We start from the raw sequence: 15018 nt of genomic DNA on the forward strand, positions 1-15018 counted from the left end.
AGATTAGAAAAAAAGGGAGGATTGCTCCTCCCTTTTCTACGCAACAAATGCTGGCTAGGCTTGCGATCCCTCAATGTCTCCAATATCATCCTGGAGCACCTCGATCTCGCTTTCGTGCAATGTGGACATCTCCATCTTGTAAGCAAGAAACCACATCATGCCGACACCAAGTACCCACCAGAGTATCTGCCAGGCCCATATTGAAGGCATTCCAAAGAGCCATGTTGCGGCATCATTGGGGTTGCCGAAAATTGTGTTTCCGATCACAGCACCGGGACCAATTCCGAAGAAGAACCAGACCAATGTGATAATCCACGCGATGGGAAGCATTCCTCGCTTGGCAGCGGATAAACCCGCATGTTCTGCCAAGAAGTCGTGATACTTCATCTTGTGCGCATAGTCGGCTTTATTCTGGGTCATCGAAGACACAATAATCGCGACACCCAGATTGAAGATGATTCCCCATCCAGCCGAGTGGATTGTCCACGGCCATCTACCCCAGGCAGTGATGCCGAGATTCTGACCAACTGCTTCAGTACAGACCACAGCGACCAGTCCGACAGCAAGTCCGATATTGATACCGGCCCGCGTCAGCCACGGAAAATAGCATACTGCAAGCAAGGCCGGCCACATCTGAAATCCGAAAGCGACTGCCAGGCCGCCCAGCAGAACCAAAGCATCTGTGGATGTGGTTGCGACAACGAGTGCTGCAAAAACAATGATGGCAACACCAATTCGACCAAACAGTTTCTGCTGGCTGTGCGTAACGTTCGGCATGACGAAGTGCTTGAGCAGATCACGTGTAAGCATCGCACCGGCAGTTGACATGTATGCCGCACCAGTTGACTGCATCGCAGCCAGTGCACATACCGACAATAACCCAACAAGCCATGGTGCAGTTTCCTGCATGACCCTGATCAACTGTGGCACCAACATTCCTTGCTTGCCCGCTGAATCCATCAGGTCTTTGCCGCCCAAGCCTGCCTGGAGAACATTGTTGGTAGCGTCTGGATATGCCGCAAGATATGCGGTATCGGCACCAAGAAAGTGTCCGCCCATGCCCTGCATGGCGGCAAAGAAGAATAGAATGAATCCGATTCCAAGGGACGAGGCCCACACCTGCTGAGGTGCAAACGGCTTGGGATCGTGATTCGAAAACGCCCACATTGAAAACGCTGGGGAGGATTGAATTCCCATCAGCGCGAACATGTAGGACAGAATCATGATTCCGGTCCATGCGCCACCGACGGCTGACGGACCGGACGAGACGAATTGGATTACACCAGGTACCGCAATGTAATGACTGTATCCGTCGAGAGTTCGTTTCTCATCCAATGCAGCCAGATTTGCTATACCTTCGTTCAGTTCCGTCCATCCGCCTACCAGATTCAACGAAATGATTCCAATGACAATAATACCCAGCGCCAGCAGAATGCATTGCAAGGTATCAACGTAAGCCACAGCCCTCAAGCCACCTGACGCGACATAAATGAACACCACGGCAGAGAGCAGCCACATGCCGACATTGACTCCCAATGCGCCATCTGTAAGAACATTAAACAAAAATCCTGAAGCCCTGAGCTGGACTCCCAGGTAGGGAACCGAGAAACACAGTGCGACAAGAACAACCAGAATCCGAATCAGATCGGATTTGAAATAGTGCGACAGCATTTCTCCGGGTGTAACAAAACCAAATCGTTTCCCCAGCATCCACTGTCGTTTAAGAAAGATTACACCCGTAAACGGAATCGTAATCGCATAGAAAGCGGCGTAGGCGTACTGAAACCCATCTCGATACAACAAACCCGGATGTCCCACGAAAGTCCATCCGGAAAATGATGTGGCCGTCGCGGCCAGTACGAATACCCACAGGGACAAACGCCGGCCTGCAATGAAATAATCACTTGCAGTCCGGGCTGACATTGCACCCCGAATGCCCCAGTATATGCAGTAGACCCAATATAGAACTACGAATATAAATAACCAGACAATTTTGGCGTCCAACTTGACTTACCTCGCTAACTTGTGAAAGCGAATCATTTCGCCATTTTTATTGTTTTAATAATAGTTGTGCAACGGGAATTGCACAGCAAATTATAGTTGAATTCCAATGGGTCAGTTTTAGAAGTTGAAAATTGCGCAAACCCCGAAAAGAACTTCCGGAATCGTGCAGATTTCGTTGGCATGCACAATCCAGAGCCTTGGTTGGTTGCGAATCCGACTTCACCGACGATCAGCCCGGTCGGGCTTTTGCTGCTTGTCGTGATTGTTCGTAATGCGCCCTGTATCAATCTGAAAAAAAAGCGGGGTGTGACGCCCTTTTTTCAGTCATCCACCCAGAAATAATTCACCGACTTTGGGGTTTGCCAGTAGTTGGTCGCCTGTCCCCGCGATTGCCAGTTCTCCGGATACCAGAACATAGCCAATATCAGCGAATTCAAGTCCTTTTTTTGCGTTCTGCTCGACCATAATTATGGTTTTGCCTTCCTTATGCTGCAGATCAGAAAGAATCTCAAACACCATATCGATGAATCTGGGTTCCAGACCGATTGATGGCTCATCGACCAGGAGCAGCTGGGGTTCCATCACCAGAGCGCGGGTGATTTCCAGCAGTCTGCGCTCTCCTCCCGACAGGACTTTTGCCTGGTGTTTGCGCCTTGCGGCCAAACGAGGATATCTGTCGAGAATAGCTTCGGCCGACTGCTTGGCTTGCGCAGGCTGATCTTTTAGAAATCCGCCCATCCACAGGTTTTCCTCAACTGTCATGCTGGGGAATATTGACTTATCCTGCAGAATATATGCGATACCCGCGTCAGCGAGTTTCTGGTTCGGTGTCAGTTTTGTAACGTCCGCTGCATTGGAACCCGAACCGATCCTGATAGATCCGGAGAAGATACTTGTAAATCCAAAAATAGAATGCAGGATTGTCGATTTTCCGGCACCATTGGGTCCTATTAGACACAGAGACTGGCAGTGTCCGACACGCAAGTTGAAGTTGTGCAGAATTTCCATTTTGCCGTATCCGGCATTGAGGCTGTCAATGGAGACAAAGGGTTCGTTTCCAGCCAGTTGATCAAGCTCATCAATCGAAACATGCTCTGCAATCTGTGCAGCCTGTCGGGTGACCTCATCAACAGAGATCACAGCGTCAACGCCTCCCTCCTCGTAGGTTTTTGCTTCGCTGGATTTGGACGAATGAGTCATGTCGCGATCTGACGGAATCAGTGGGTGCCAAGGTAGGCATCAATGACGCTCTGATTGTTTTGGATGTCATTCGGTGAGCCTGATGCGAGCAGCTTGCCGTGCGCAAGGCAGTAGATGGTGTCGGCGAGATTCATGATGACCCGCATATTGTGTTCGATTACGAACAGCGTAATGCCAAATTCCTGATTGGCTTTTTTCAATCTGTCAATCAGACCGTTGATTAGAGTTGGATTGATACCTGCGGTCGGTTCGTCCAACAGCAAGGTGCTGGGTTCGTTCATCAGGGCCATGGCGAACTCCAGCAGTTTCTGTTGGCCAAACGAAAGCGACCCTGCGGTCAGATAGCGTTTTTCGTAGAGTCCTACAAACTCCAGCAGGCGACCAGATTTTTCGATGTCCCGTTGGCTGAAACTGCGCAGCGACTCGGCGAATCGCATTTTCCTGTGCGGCATGGAGATCAGCATATTCTGTACACAGTTCATTTTCCCATAAATGCGCGTTTGCTGAAATGTGCGAATCAGTCCCATGCGGGCGATTTCCTGTACCGATCGTTTTGATATTTCCTGCCCGTCGAAACGTATGGCTCCGCTATCGATGGGGTGATAGCCGACGATTGAATTGAAAAGAGTGGTCTTTCCAGACCCGTTCGGTCCGATCAATCCCGTAATGCTTCCTTGCTCAACGTCCATTGAAACCGCATTATTTGCCACAACTCCGCCGTATGTCTTGGTGACTTGTTCGACTTCGATGATGTGTTTCATGATGCAGTCTCCGTGCGGTCAGCCGTCTCGACGCGGATGCCGAACCATGCCGGTCGCACGCGCTGAAGCCAACCCATGAGTCCTTCCCTGAAGTAGACTACTGTCACGACGATCAATACCCCCAGCGCCACCCATTGCCAGCCTAGCAGGTAGTTCCAGGTCACTTCCTTGAACAGGTGGAATACTATGGCGCCGACGACCGGCCCCCATAGAGTACCCTTGCCACCCAAAAGCACGCATACGACCATGAAGATACCGAGATTGATAGTCTGGTAGGCAGTTTCCAGAGGTTCGAAATGGATCAGTTGGAATGCTGATATGCCACCGGCAACGCCGACAAAAAAAGCGGCCATCGACCAAGCCGTGAGTTTATAGCGCATTGTATGAATGCCCATCGCCTCGGCTTTTTCCTCATCATCCCGAATCGCGTTCAACGCAGCCCCAAAGCGTGTACGGTAAAGCCACTTGGCGAAAACGAATACGCCGACTCCAGTAACTGCGAACAGGTAATAGAACATCAGCTTGCCCAATTCCAGGTCATACGGAAACACCGGCAGTGAAATTCCCTGTCCGCCACCCACCCAATCCCAGTTGGATACCAGTTCGCCCGCCGCGATCGCAACACCAAGAGTGCCAATCGCAAAATAAGGTCCGCGCAGTCCAAAGGTGACATAGCCGATAATCACGGCACAGATCGCACAGAAAAGTCCGGCTCCGATAATCCCCAGAAAAGCGCCAACAAAGTATTCAGTGTCTGAGAACTCATAAACGGTGTCGCTGAACGCATTGGTGTAATCTCCTACGTCAAAGGGTATGGCAATGGCTATGACAGCTGCAACGTACATTCCCGTACCATAGAAGAATATATTGCCGAGCGAGTTGTATCCCATTTGTCCGCCCGTAATGTCCCATGTGATTGCAACGATGATCATCAGCCAAAGGGTGGCAAGCTGAGTTTTCAGGTCTCCGAATATGAATGGTGCTGTCAGCGTAAACATCACCAGCCCGGCGTAAATCAGAAGTCGTCGCGGTCTTGTCATGTCAACCTTTCTTACTGCAGACTTTTTCGGGCGCGTTTTTGCTGCATCATTCTGATCAGCAACACGATCAGCAGTAACAATACTGCGACTGCCTGCTGATAGCCGATGCCAAAAATATGCGCGCCGTACTGCTCCAGCGCACCGATGCCCAGTCCCGCTACAATCACGCCCGGCAGATTGCCGAGCCCGGCAGCGGTGACAATGACGAAAGCGCGGATTGAGTGTGTGATTCCGTAAAATGGCTGGATTACCCAGACCATGACAACGAGGGCGCCTGCGGCACCGCAAATCGCGGAGTTCAGTGAAAATGTGAAAGCGTAGACCTTTTCGGTATTGATACCGAGCACACGGGCGGCGCGCGCGTCCTGAGCGGTTGCGCGAATCGCCTGACCCATGCGACTGACTTTCATGAATACGACTACAACAACTGCAAGAACTGCAGCAGCCAGCACGCCAACCAGCTTGGCAATCGGAACATCAATGAACCCATCGGCGAAAAAGAGCGTTTCGTATTTGAGTGCAATAGCCTGGGTGTCGGAACCAAATATCAGATTCAGTACCTGCGCAATGATGATCGCGATGCCAAACGTAGCCAGCAGCGAGGTGAACAAATCCCGTTCAATCACACGTGAGATCACCAGTTTGTAGATGACCCAACCGATGACCCACATTACAGCAAAAGCGCAAAAGACACCGATGAATGGATGAATGCCATGCTGCGAAAGCCACCATGCAACGTAACCTCCAGCGATGACGAGGTCGCCCTGTGCCAGGTTCTTGACGTTCATGACGCCCCACACCAAAGCCAGTCCGTAGGCGACCAATGCGAACAATGCACCGATCATGATCCCATCGATAACGATCTTCAGGTTGACGATCGGAAATTGGGAAAGCAATGAAATATTGGAAGCGATCTGATCCATCGGGGGTATAGGCCGGGTTGCACCGATTGCAGACTTCAGTCAGCTGGGCGCATAACGCATACGCCCAGCTGACAGCTATGATTACTGTCGCGGCCAGTTCAGCTTATGTGAAGCGAACTGTGACGGTGCGACGACGTTGTACTCACCATCCTGAATCTGACGCAGCACCATCGGTTTGGCGATATTGTTGCCGAACTCGGAAAACTTGATCTGTCCATAGAATGTAGCCAGGTCAGTCGCCGCAATGGCATCTCGTACCGCTTCCTTATCCAAGGTGCCTGCACGTTCAAAAGCATCCTTGAAGACGTATACCGCGGCCGAAGCCTGTGCGGTCTGATAAGGCACTTTCTTGTCGGAGTATTCTGGATAGGAAGTCTTGAAGTCCTGCTCGTAGGTGGAGGCGGTGCCAAAGATTTCGTCGCTGTAAGTCAAAGTTTCGGCCCACTGAGTCGAACACAGGATATCGTTTGCGGCCTCACCAAAATTACCCACAACATCGGCTGATTCACAGTGCGTAATGGCAATCATCGGAACTGAGACGTTCTGTTCCTCGATCTGTCGCACAGCAGTCGCCGCGCCCTTGGAGTGCCCGCTTACCACCAACACATCGGGTTTTAGAAGTTTCACCTTGGTCAGGATTGCACTCATGTCCGAAAGGTCACGTGGCAGTTGCTCATCGACCACAATTTTCATGTTGTATTTAGAGGTATCTTCGAGTACGCCGGCGCGGATGTCCAGTGAAAATGGATCGTTTTCGACCGCAACTGCAACCTTGACGTCGGACGGGCTCATTCCGGAACCTTCTGCCATTTCCGCTGCCAGCACAACTGCCGATGCCAGGTATTGCTCTGAAGTTGAGAGCACGGCAAACAGGTACTTATATCCCTGATTGAACAGTGAGCGGCTTGCGCCTTCTGCTTCCACCATCGGAATTTGGTATTTTTCCGTAACCGGCGCAATGGCTTTGGTGAGTCCGGATGAATACGGACCGAGCATATACTGAACCTTATCCTGGTTGATCAGGCGTTCCGCCAAAGTTGCGCCTCGGTCACCCTTGGACTCGTCATCATAGTAGATGACCCGAAAGTTGTAACACTTTCCGTCTACCATAATGCCACCGTGTTCCCTGATCTTCTCAATGGCGAATTCATAGCCATTTTTTGCGTGAACACCGTTGGTAGCATACTTTCCGGTTAAGGAAATGGCTGACCCCAGTACGATTTCATCGCACTCGTCCGCTACCGCGGATTGAGCAGCGAACAGTGCCAGAAAACTGACAATAGCCACCCTAAACCAATTGGATATCTGCATGATTTACTTTCTCCTTTCAATATGAGTCATTGATTCAGTTCTGCATACGGCACAATCAGCGCCCGACATGCGTTGTTGACAATGATTGCGCGCTTTACATTGCACGTGAACACAAAGAGGGGCAATCCGACTTGTCTGAGTTGCATTTTATGCTGGTTCCGCTGGCGATTGTCCAATTTTCGAGATTACCGCAATCCTGAGTGCAGTGGTCGATTTATACTTATAAGTTATTGTTTATATTCTATTATCTGATTCACGAAATACTTTCTACTAGCGCGGTTGATTTTCAGTTTTTGCTCCATGTTGTCGAATTGAAGGCCGAGTCGCATGCAATCACAGCCGAATCTTGATTTTTGTCTCGCTGTACACGCTGAGACAAGCGACGAAACGCGCACAGCCAGTTCCTGAATCATTGCCACAGTCTGGTAATATAATGGCGCCTTGCCACACCTGATCAGCGACCATGTCGCCGTATTCAATGTTGTTGAATATAATTCGGGATCACAAATGCCGAGGTGGCGAAATTGGCAGACGCGCTAGCTTCAGGTGCTAGTGGGGGTACACCCCGTGGAGGTTCAAGTCCTCTCCTCGGCACCATGTTCTGATTCTACGTACCTCACAGGCGAACCCTTTTTAGCGCCAGGTCATATTTACTCGGTTGTCGGGGTTCAAAATACGGTCTCAAGACGAGATGACAAGGCCCCATTTCGGCTGTCACCTTTCAGGCCGACCGTCTTTCGATAGGTCGGAAGCTGTATCAGGATCCAAATATTTCGCTATGGAGTGAATCCAAGATATTCGGTGCCGTGAGCTTCATACGACACCGACAGATGCAAATAGGCTCCTGCGATGGAAAAAACAGTTGTACCCGTTAGGTTTTCAACGCGGTCAATTTTCCTTTGCTGCCGAAGAAAACGGCGAATCAGGCGATTTCCACGACGTTCCTATCGAGCGTTCCAGCTAACTCGTTTATGCCCGACGTCGACCGCGATTGCGCGATGATGCTCTGGTTATTCGACTGCGGCTTGGGTGATGTACGTTTTCCTCGACAACGTGAAATGCGCAAAGATGCACAAGCTTCTCGTCCACTACGAGCCCACCACCGGAAAGTGTTCCGCTGTCAAATCGGTGATCTTCGCCTTCACCAACTGCTGAGTGGATTTCTGGTGTTACGGCACAGATATCGTCAAGAAACTTCTTTGCATCAAAACTACTCTTTCCATTCATGCCGCGTCGCAGGTTATCGATGGCGTCCAGCGCATAACTCTCAACCAATTTATTCAAACTGGCTGCAAGCGCATCGGTTGCTTCGAAAAGATCGATTCCTGTGGTAGATTCATTGAGCGAGAATATCGCACCTATCTGGTTTGGCACAGCCTGAAATGCGTTGTGAAAGGAGTCCAGGTCAGATCTGAACGTCCTATACATTTCATCGGATGCGTCCGTACTCGAACGCGCTTGCATTCGAGCCGACTTGAGTGAAATACGATCCCAGACTTCCGATTGGTCGCCAGACCTTGATTTTGAATGGTGAATTGACTGATTGACGGCGCGAGTTTTTCTTGCCCGACCTTCAGCAAAATGAGTTCTGCCGGCACTTGCAAAGGTTTCACTTTGACGGTGCCAGCGGCCAGCTTCAACGCATGACACCGGAATCGTGATAGTCTTTTGCGCTGGAATCATGACGGAGACGTTAAGAATTCGATTCTGTTTCGCCCCAACCAACTCCTCCCCGTCAAGAAGCAGTACTCGCTGGATACTTTTGTTGAGCACTTTTAGTGTTGGCACACTGCCGGAATCGGAAACTTCCGAAATTTCTATGGCACCTTGTTCCAGCGCCTGGTCAAGCAACAGGTAATCTATTTCCACAGGCTTTTCACCTAACAGTGGAAACATCGTCAGATTGAGGTGTGTTTGCGGGCTGCCAATGGCAACCCCGTCTAAAGTACTGGAAATACAATTCATGCGGTTTTCCCCTCGGTAATGAACATGCACATCCATTATCGAGGTGAGGTGGTTCAATAAATGACACCGCTGAAACAGAAAATTCGAATTGTCGGGAATCGCTGAACCAGACATCGCACCTGGACCCGGTGTTGAAATGAGTTTTTCCCGTTGTTATTTCGCTCTGGTGAGCGGACTTGAAACTTCGCTTCTCACAGTGCGCCGTTGCGATTGCCTGCAATGTGTAAACGGATGCCGACGCGCTTGCCGGGCAAAGTGAAAGTGCGAGGAGTTGTCGGTCGCAAACAAGCTTCGCCGAAAACGGGGCACACAGACAATCCGAGGGTTGTGCAATCGGGCATTTCGGAGCGCTGGCACTGCGTTAAGACCCAAACCGCGTCAATTTCCAATTCTGCCAGTCAGACTCGCTTGCGACCAACGCAACACAGTGAGCACAGAATATTACCGGTACATATCGTTAGCCCGGCGGATCGCATTGGCAACTTTTCGGCGCAGTTCCAAGGGCTTCAGAACTTCGACGTCCGATCCGTAGCTCAGAATCTTCATGATCAGCTCAGGATCGTTAGAGTAGGGGAACGACAGCACCAATCTTGCCTGATCGTCCAGTTGTATTGCTTGCTCCGAATGCCAATTTTCATGCATGATCCAGCCGGAAATGTCAGCACTGAATCTTAAAGTGGCTTGCTGTGTGCTTGATCCGCCGAAAATTCCAAATCCTGCTTTCAATTCATCATCAAGCGCCTGCTCCTCAATGTCAACTGCCGCCGTGTCCGTCACTTCAACATCCGTCAGGTTGGACAATCGGAATGTGCGCAAACCGTTTCTGCTATGGCACCAACCGTCCAGATACCACTTTTCTCTGTAATACACCAGGCGTTGCGGAGAAATGCATCTAGGCTTGGATTCGTCAGCGATTTTATTCCTGTAGCAAGCGTTGACTTGTACGCGGCGAAGCAATGCGTCGGCGAGTTGCTGAAAAACCGCTGGATTGGCAGGTGGAATGGTGCCGGGCACAATACGAATCCGTGCTGTCAGCTCTTCGACTGACTGATCGACTGTCCGGAGAATCTTTTTTACTCTGTGCCGCAGGGGATCGATGTGCTCGGACAGAAATCCAGGCTGCAGGTTCCCCAGCAGATGTTCCATCGTCAACAGGGCATGGAGTTCACTGCTGTTAAACCACAAACCTGGCAACGAAAAACGCGGGGAACCGGGTAAGGGGTCTGTGTAACGATAGCCCCGCGAATCCGAATCCCAAACGATCGGAGCATCCAGACGATCTCGCATGTAGGTTAAATCGCGCTTGATAGTTGATTTTGACACCTCCAACTCACTCATCAGCGTACTGATCGGTGTAGACCGCCGCGCTTGCAACAGTTTGTCGATCTTGTAGAATCGTTCAGTGCGATTCATAAGGTGTAATCGCGATAAGGAAGTGCGTGGGCGAGGTGAAGCAAAAGCGGCGTATCTCGCTAGTCAGCAAATTGCAATTTTCAGAAGACTGACCATCCGCGGAGGCATGCCACTGCGGATAAGGATCCAGTAATTTGTTTTGATGAGCGGGAAGTTCCAGGCATATTCGGTTCACGTGATTTGGGCATTGGATTTCCCTGTTGAGTGGCCGAGGCGCAGAGAAACCCGCTTGTTATTTGATTGGCACGCCCGGAGGGACTCGAACCCCCGACTGCCAGGTTCGAAGCCTGGTACTCTAATCCAACTGAGCTACGGGCGCGTGTTCAACCGAAGTTGTGTATGTTGTCTGACGGCAAGGCGAATGGGAACTACCCAGCACACTTTTTTTGTTCAGCGATCAGACTTATGAAGTTCATTATTATACTCGCTCCAGCCAACGAAGTGATTTCCCCGACATCATACGCAGGTGCGACTTCGACCAGGTCCATTCCCTTGAAATCGATTCCCGTCAAGCCACGGACCAAAGTCTGAGCCTGATAGGTGGAAAGTCCGCCGCAGACCGGTGTACCCGTTCCCGGTGCGAATGCCGGATCAAGACAATCAATGTCGAAAGTCAGATACGCTGGGCGATCACCGACAATTTCAAGGGCATTCTCAATCACTTTGCTCACCCCATATTGGTGAACGAAATTCGCGTCCATGATGTTGAAACCATGGGTCTCCGAGTTTCCGGTCCTCAAGCCGATCTGCACCGATCGTTCCGGTACAACCAAGCCATGCCTCGCGGCGTGGAAGAACATGGTTCCATGATGGATACGCTCCTCGTCCTCACGCCATGTGTCGGAATGCGCATCAAAGTGAACCAACGATAGAGGCCCGTACTTTTCATAGAACGCCTTCAGAATCGGATAGGTGATGAAATGATCGCCTCCCATCGTAACAATAATGCCATCACCCGAAAGCAGATGTCTTGTGTGGGCGGTGATTTCATCCGGAATCTTATCCGGAAAGCCGAAATCCATCTCGCAATCGCCATAGTCGGTAGCCATCAGGTGTTCAAATGGATCCACTGTAAATGGCCATGAACCCCCACTCCAGGACAATTGTGCTGATGAGGTCCGAATTGCACGCGGTCCGAATCTGGTGCCTGGACGATTGGTGACTGCGAGATCATACGGAACTCCACAGAAGATCAGATCAGATTCGGCAACGCCCTTGGAATAGGGGCGTCGAAACATACTGGTTGCACCGGCGTACGTCGTCTCATCGCCCATCGCATTCGATGATTTGCCGGTAAAGGCGTTGTCGGCGGAAGTTCTGCTCATGATGAATCCGGGTCCCTGTGCGATGTGGTTTCGGCGCCTGATGGCAGATTCCCAATCAAATGCCGGTTCGCTTTCGAATTATATCGCTCACGAGCTTTGGATCAGCCTTGCCCTGGGATTTCTTCATCACCTGACCGACGAAGAACCCAATCAGTTTTTGATTGCCTTGTTTCAGACGCTGAACCTGTTCCGGCTCGGCCTCGAGAACCTCGTCGACCAAAGCTTCAATCGACCCGGAATCAGTATTCTGCCGAAGTCCTTCGGATTCGATGATCTCATCCATCGAAAGGTCCGGTCTCTCCCACAATATCGACAGCAGGGATTTGGCACCGTGCCCGGAAATCACGCCGCGATCAATGATTGCGACGAGCTGACCCAGCACCTCAGCGTCGACCTTGGAGCTTGAGATATCGACCCCGGCCTTGTTCAGATGACTCGAAAGCTCAACGTTGATCCAGTTCGCAACGCGTTTCGGATTGTCAGCATGGACGAGTGCGGACTCAAAGTAGTCGGCGACATGGCGGGACTGTGTAAGCTGTGTTGCATCAGCCTCACTCAGGCTGAATTCACTCATGAATCGTTGCTTGCGTTGCTCCGGCAGTTCTGGAACATCTTCTCGAACACTGTCGATGAAGTCTTCGGACAGAACCAGTGGTGGCAAGTCAGGATCGGGAAAGTATCGATAGTCCTGTGCGTCTTCCTTGCTGCGCATTGGTCGAGTCACATTCCGGTTTGGATCATACAGACGGGTTTCCTGAACGATCGAACCGCCAGCCTCAAGAACCTCAATCTGTCTGTCAATCTCTGCAATTATCCCTTTCTCCACAAATCGGAAAGAATTGATGTTCTTCAACTCGGTTCGTGTGCCCAGTGCCATCTCCCCATGCCGACGAATTGAGACGTTGGCGTCGCATCGCAATGAGCCCTCCTGCATGTTGCCGTCGCAAATACCAAGATGGGTGACCAGTGTATGCAGTCTACGCATGTAATCAGCAGCCTGTTGTGCCGACCGAATGTCTGGTTCAGAAACGATTTCGAGCAATGGAGTTCCCGCCCTGTTCAGATCAATGCCAGTCACTCCCGGAAATTCATCATGCAGGGATTTGCCGGCATCCTCTTCCAGATGTGCTCGGGTAATTCCGACGGTCTGCCGCGAACCGTCGACCATTGTGTTCAGCGTGCCGCCGACAACGATTGGAATCTCATATTGGCTGATCTGATAGCCTTTAGGCAGGTCCGGATAAAAATAGTTCTTGCGTGCGAATATGGATCTGCGATTGATTTGCGCTCCGATCGCGATACCAAACCTCACGGCCATCCGCACAGCTTCCACATTGCAAACCGGCAATACGCCAGGAAGAGCGACGTCAATCAGGCACGCCTGTTGGTTGGGTTCAGCACCGAATTCAGTTGAGGCGCCCGAAAAAATCTTGCTCCGGGTGGCAAGCTGAATGTGAACTTCCAGACCGATTACCGATTCCCAATCACTCATCAGGCCAGATCCGGGGTTGCAAGATGGTAGTCGGTATGGTTTTGGTACAGATGTGCCGCCTGCAACAGTCGTGCCTCCTGAAGATAAGGTGCGACGATATGCAGTCCGACGGGCAGTCCAAGATCGTCAAATCCCGCGGGTATTGAAACAGCCGGAAGTCCCGCCAGGTTGACCGCCGCGGTATAGACATCGTTGAGGTACATGAGAACCGGATCGGACATTTTCACACCCATCTCGAAAGCCGTCGTCGGCGTGGTCGGCCCCACGATCAGGTCACAGGTTTCGAAAACCCGGCTGTAGTCGTCTGAAATGAGTCGTCGAACCTGCTGCGCCTTTACGTAGTAGGCGTCATAGTAGCCATGGGAGAGTACATAAGTGCCGATCATGATTCTTCTGCGAACTTCCGGTCCGAACCCCTCACTACGTGTTCTTCGGTACATTTCTTCCAGATCTTCTCCGTGATCGCTTCGGTATCCATATCGCACACCGTCAAATCGGGATAGATTTGAAGAGGCTTCGGCCGGTGCGATGACGTAATAGCACGGAATCGCCGCGTCGCTGTTTGGCAGTTTCACATCAATCAGACTGGCTCCCAGAGATTCAAACTGTCCGATCGCACGCTGAACAATCTCACCAACCTTGGCGTCCAGTCCGGCTGTGAAATATTCTTCAGGCACGCCGATGCGGAGATTCTCAAGCGGTGTCTGCAGTTGCTGTGTGCACTGCGGTGGCGGTATATCCAGCGAGGTCGAGTCTTTCGGATCGAATCCGCACATGGAATCGAGCAGCAAGGCTGCGTCCTCGGCGCTTCGGGCAAATATCCCCGCCTGATCCAAAGACGAGGCAAACGCAACCATACCGAAGCGGGAGACGCGGCCATAACTGGGCTTGACCCCCGTAATCCCGCAAAATGCTGCAGGTTGTCGGACCGAGCCGCCGGTATCGGTTCCAGTCGCCGCCGGGACCAATCCGGCTGCAACCGCGGCGGCTGAGCCGCCCGAACTGCCGCCCGGTACCCGCGAGATGTCCCATGGGTTCAATACGGGTTGATAATGGGAGTGTTCTGACGATGATCCCATGGCGAACTCATCCATATTTGTCTTGCCGATGGTGATGGCGCCGGCTGCTGACAGCTGTTCCACCACAGTGGCATCGTATGGGGAGACAAAATTACTGAGTATCTTGGAGCCGCAGGACGTGAGCAGGCCTTTTGTACAAAAGATGTCCTTGTGTGCGATTGGAATGCCTGCCAGGGGACCGCATGCGGCATCGTTGTGCCTGGCTTCATCAATCTTGCGGGCTTTTTCGGTTGCGCCTTCACGGTCGACGGTAATGAAAGCGTTCAACTGTCTCTCATTGTCAATCCGGTTCAGATACTCCTCACACAGTTCGAGACTCGATATTTCCCCGTTGTCCAGCGCATCGGAAATTTGCTTGAGTTCAGCATTTGCCAGATTCATGGGAAACTTGGATTGCGACTGTGGAGTGGACTGTGCTGTGAAATTGCGCCTGTGCGATCAATTCTGATACCCCTGAAATCTCTTTAGACAAGTCAAAAACAAGAAAAGCCCTGCCGGTATAATA

General features: G+C 51.3%; 11 protein-coding genes and 2 tRNA genes. 1 reads left to right on the top strand and 12 read right to left on the bottom strand.

Annotated features, from left to right (window positions below; translation table 11 throughout):
• Nucleotides 1–54: 54 nt before the first annotated feature.
• From OXI60_06305 to OXI60_06330, 6 genes are all read right to left on the bottom strand, one after another.
• On the bottom strand, nucleotides 55–1923 hold the full coding sequence (locus OXI60_06305) for a sodium:solute symporter family protein (protein ID MDE0309429.1): 1869 nt from the start codon (nucleotides 1921–1923) through the stop codon (nucleotides 55–57).
• Between the two features lie 405 nt (nucleotides 1924–2328).
• Entirely contained in the window at nucleotides 2329–3204 is an 876-nt protein-coding gene (locus tag OXI60_06310; GenBank protein MDE0309430.1) for an ABC transporter ATP-binding protein, read from the bottom strand.
• A gap of 17 nt (nucleotides 3205–3221) precedes the next feature.
• Nucleotides 3222–3965: an ABC transporter ATP-binding protein gene (locus tag OXI60_06315; protein MDE0309431.1), complete on the bottom strand. Its 744-nt coding sequence runs from the start codon at nucleotides 3963–3965 to the stop codon at nucleotides 3222–3224.
• The gene (locus OXI60_06320; GenBank protein ID MDE0309432.1) at nucleotides 3962–5005 is read right to left on the bottom strand and encodes a branched-chain amino acid ABC transporter permease; all 1044 of its coding nucleotides are present in this window, start codon (nucleotides 5003–5005) and stop codon (nucleotides 3962–3964) included. The genes OXI60_06315 and OXI60_06320 overlap by 4 nt, the downstream gene beginning before the upstream one ends.
• A gap of 11 nt (nucleotides 5006–5016) precedes the next feature.
• Nucleotides 5017–5928 (bottom strand): branched-chain amino acid ABC transporter permease, encoded by a 912-nt coding sequence (locus tag OXI60_06325; protein ID MDE0309433.1) that lies wholly within the window; start codon nucleotides 5926–5928, stop codon nucleotides 5017–5019.
• An 81-nt stretch (nucleotides 5929–6009) separates the two neighbouring features.
• A complete protein-coding gene (locus OXI60_06330; protein MDE0309434.1) occupies nucleotides 6010–7239 on the bottom strand; it encodes an amino acid ABC transporter substrate-binding protein in 1230 nt (409 codons plus the stop codon).
• A gap of 509 nt (nucleotides 7240–7748) precedes the next feature.
• Here OXI60_06330 and OXI60_06335 point away from each other — a divergent pair.
• Nucleotides 7749–7836: transfer RNA gene (locus tag OXI60_06335), tRNA-Leu, on the top strand.
• Between the two features lie 372 nt (nucleotides 7837–8208).
• Here the strand turns inward: OXI60_06335 and OXI60_06340 are convergent.
• The 6 genes from OXI60_06340 to gatA all read right to left on the bottom strand — a co-directional run bounded on the left by OXI60_06340 (nucleotide 8209) and on the right by gatA (nucleotide 14894).
• Nucleotides 8209–9204 carry a hypothetical protein gene (locus tag OXI60_06340; protein MDE0309435.1) on the bottom strand — a complete coding sequence of 332 codons (996 nt, stop codon included), beginning with the start codon at nucleotides 9202–9204 and terminating at the stop codon, nucleotides 8209–8211.
• A 441-nt stretch (nucleotides 9205–9645) separates the two neighbouring features.
• Nucleotides 9646–10617 (bottom strand): YafY family protein, encoded by a 972-nt coding sequence (locus OXI60_06345; protein ID MDE0309436.1) that lies wholly within the window; start codon nucleotides 10615–10617, stop codon nucleotides 9646–9648.
• Between the two features lie 241 nt (nucleotides 10618–10858).
• Nucleotides 10859–10936: transfer RNA gene (locus OXI60_06350), tRNA-Arg, on the bottom strand.
• Between the two features lie 49 nt (nucleotides 10937–10985).
• Nucleotides 10986–11942, bottom strand: coding sequence for an agmatinase (gene speB, locus OXI60_06355; GenBank protein MDE0309437.1), 957 nt, complete (start codon nucleotides 11940–11942; stop codon nucleotides 10986–10988).
• Nucleotides 11943–11997: 55 nt separating this feature from the next.
• Nucleotides 11998–13434, bottom strand: a complete 1437-nt coding sequence (gatB, locus tag OXI60_06360) for an Asp-tRNA(Asn)/Glu-tRNA(Gln) amidotransferase subunit GatB (protein MDE0309438.1) — start codon at nucleotides 13432–13434, stop codon at nucleotides 11998–12000.
• Nucleotides 13434–14894, bottom strand: a complete 1461-nt coding sequence (gene gatA, locus OXI60_06365) for an Asp-tRNA(Asn)/Glu-tRNA(Gln) amidotransferase subunit GatA (GenBank protein MDE0309439.1) — start codon at nucleotides 14892–14894, stop codon at nucleotides 13434–13436. The genes gatB and gatA overlap by 1 nt, the downstream gene beginning before the upstream one ends.
• Nucleotides 14895–15018: the final 124 nt, after the last annotated feature.

Source organism: Acidiferrobacterales bacterium (assembly GCA_028820695.1).
GTDB lineage: Bacteria > Pseudomonadota > Gammaproteobacteria > Arenicellales > JAJDZL01 > JAJDZL01.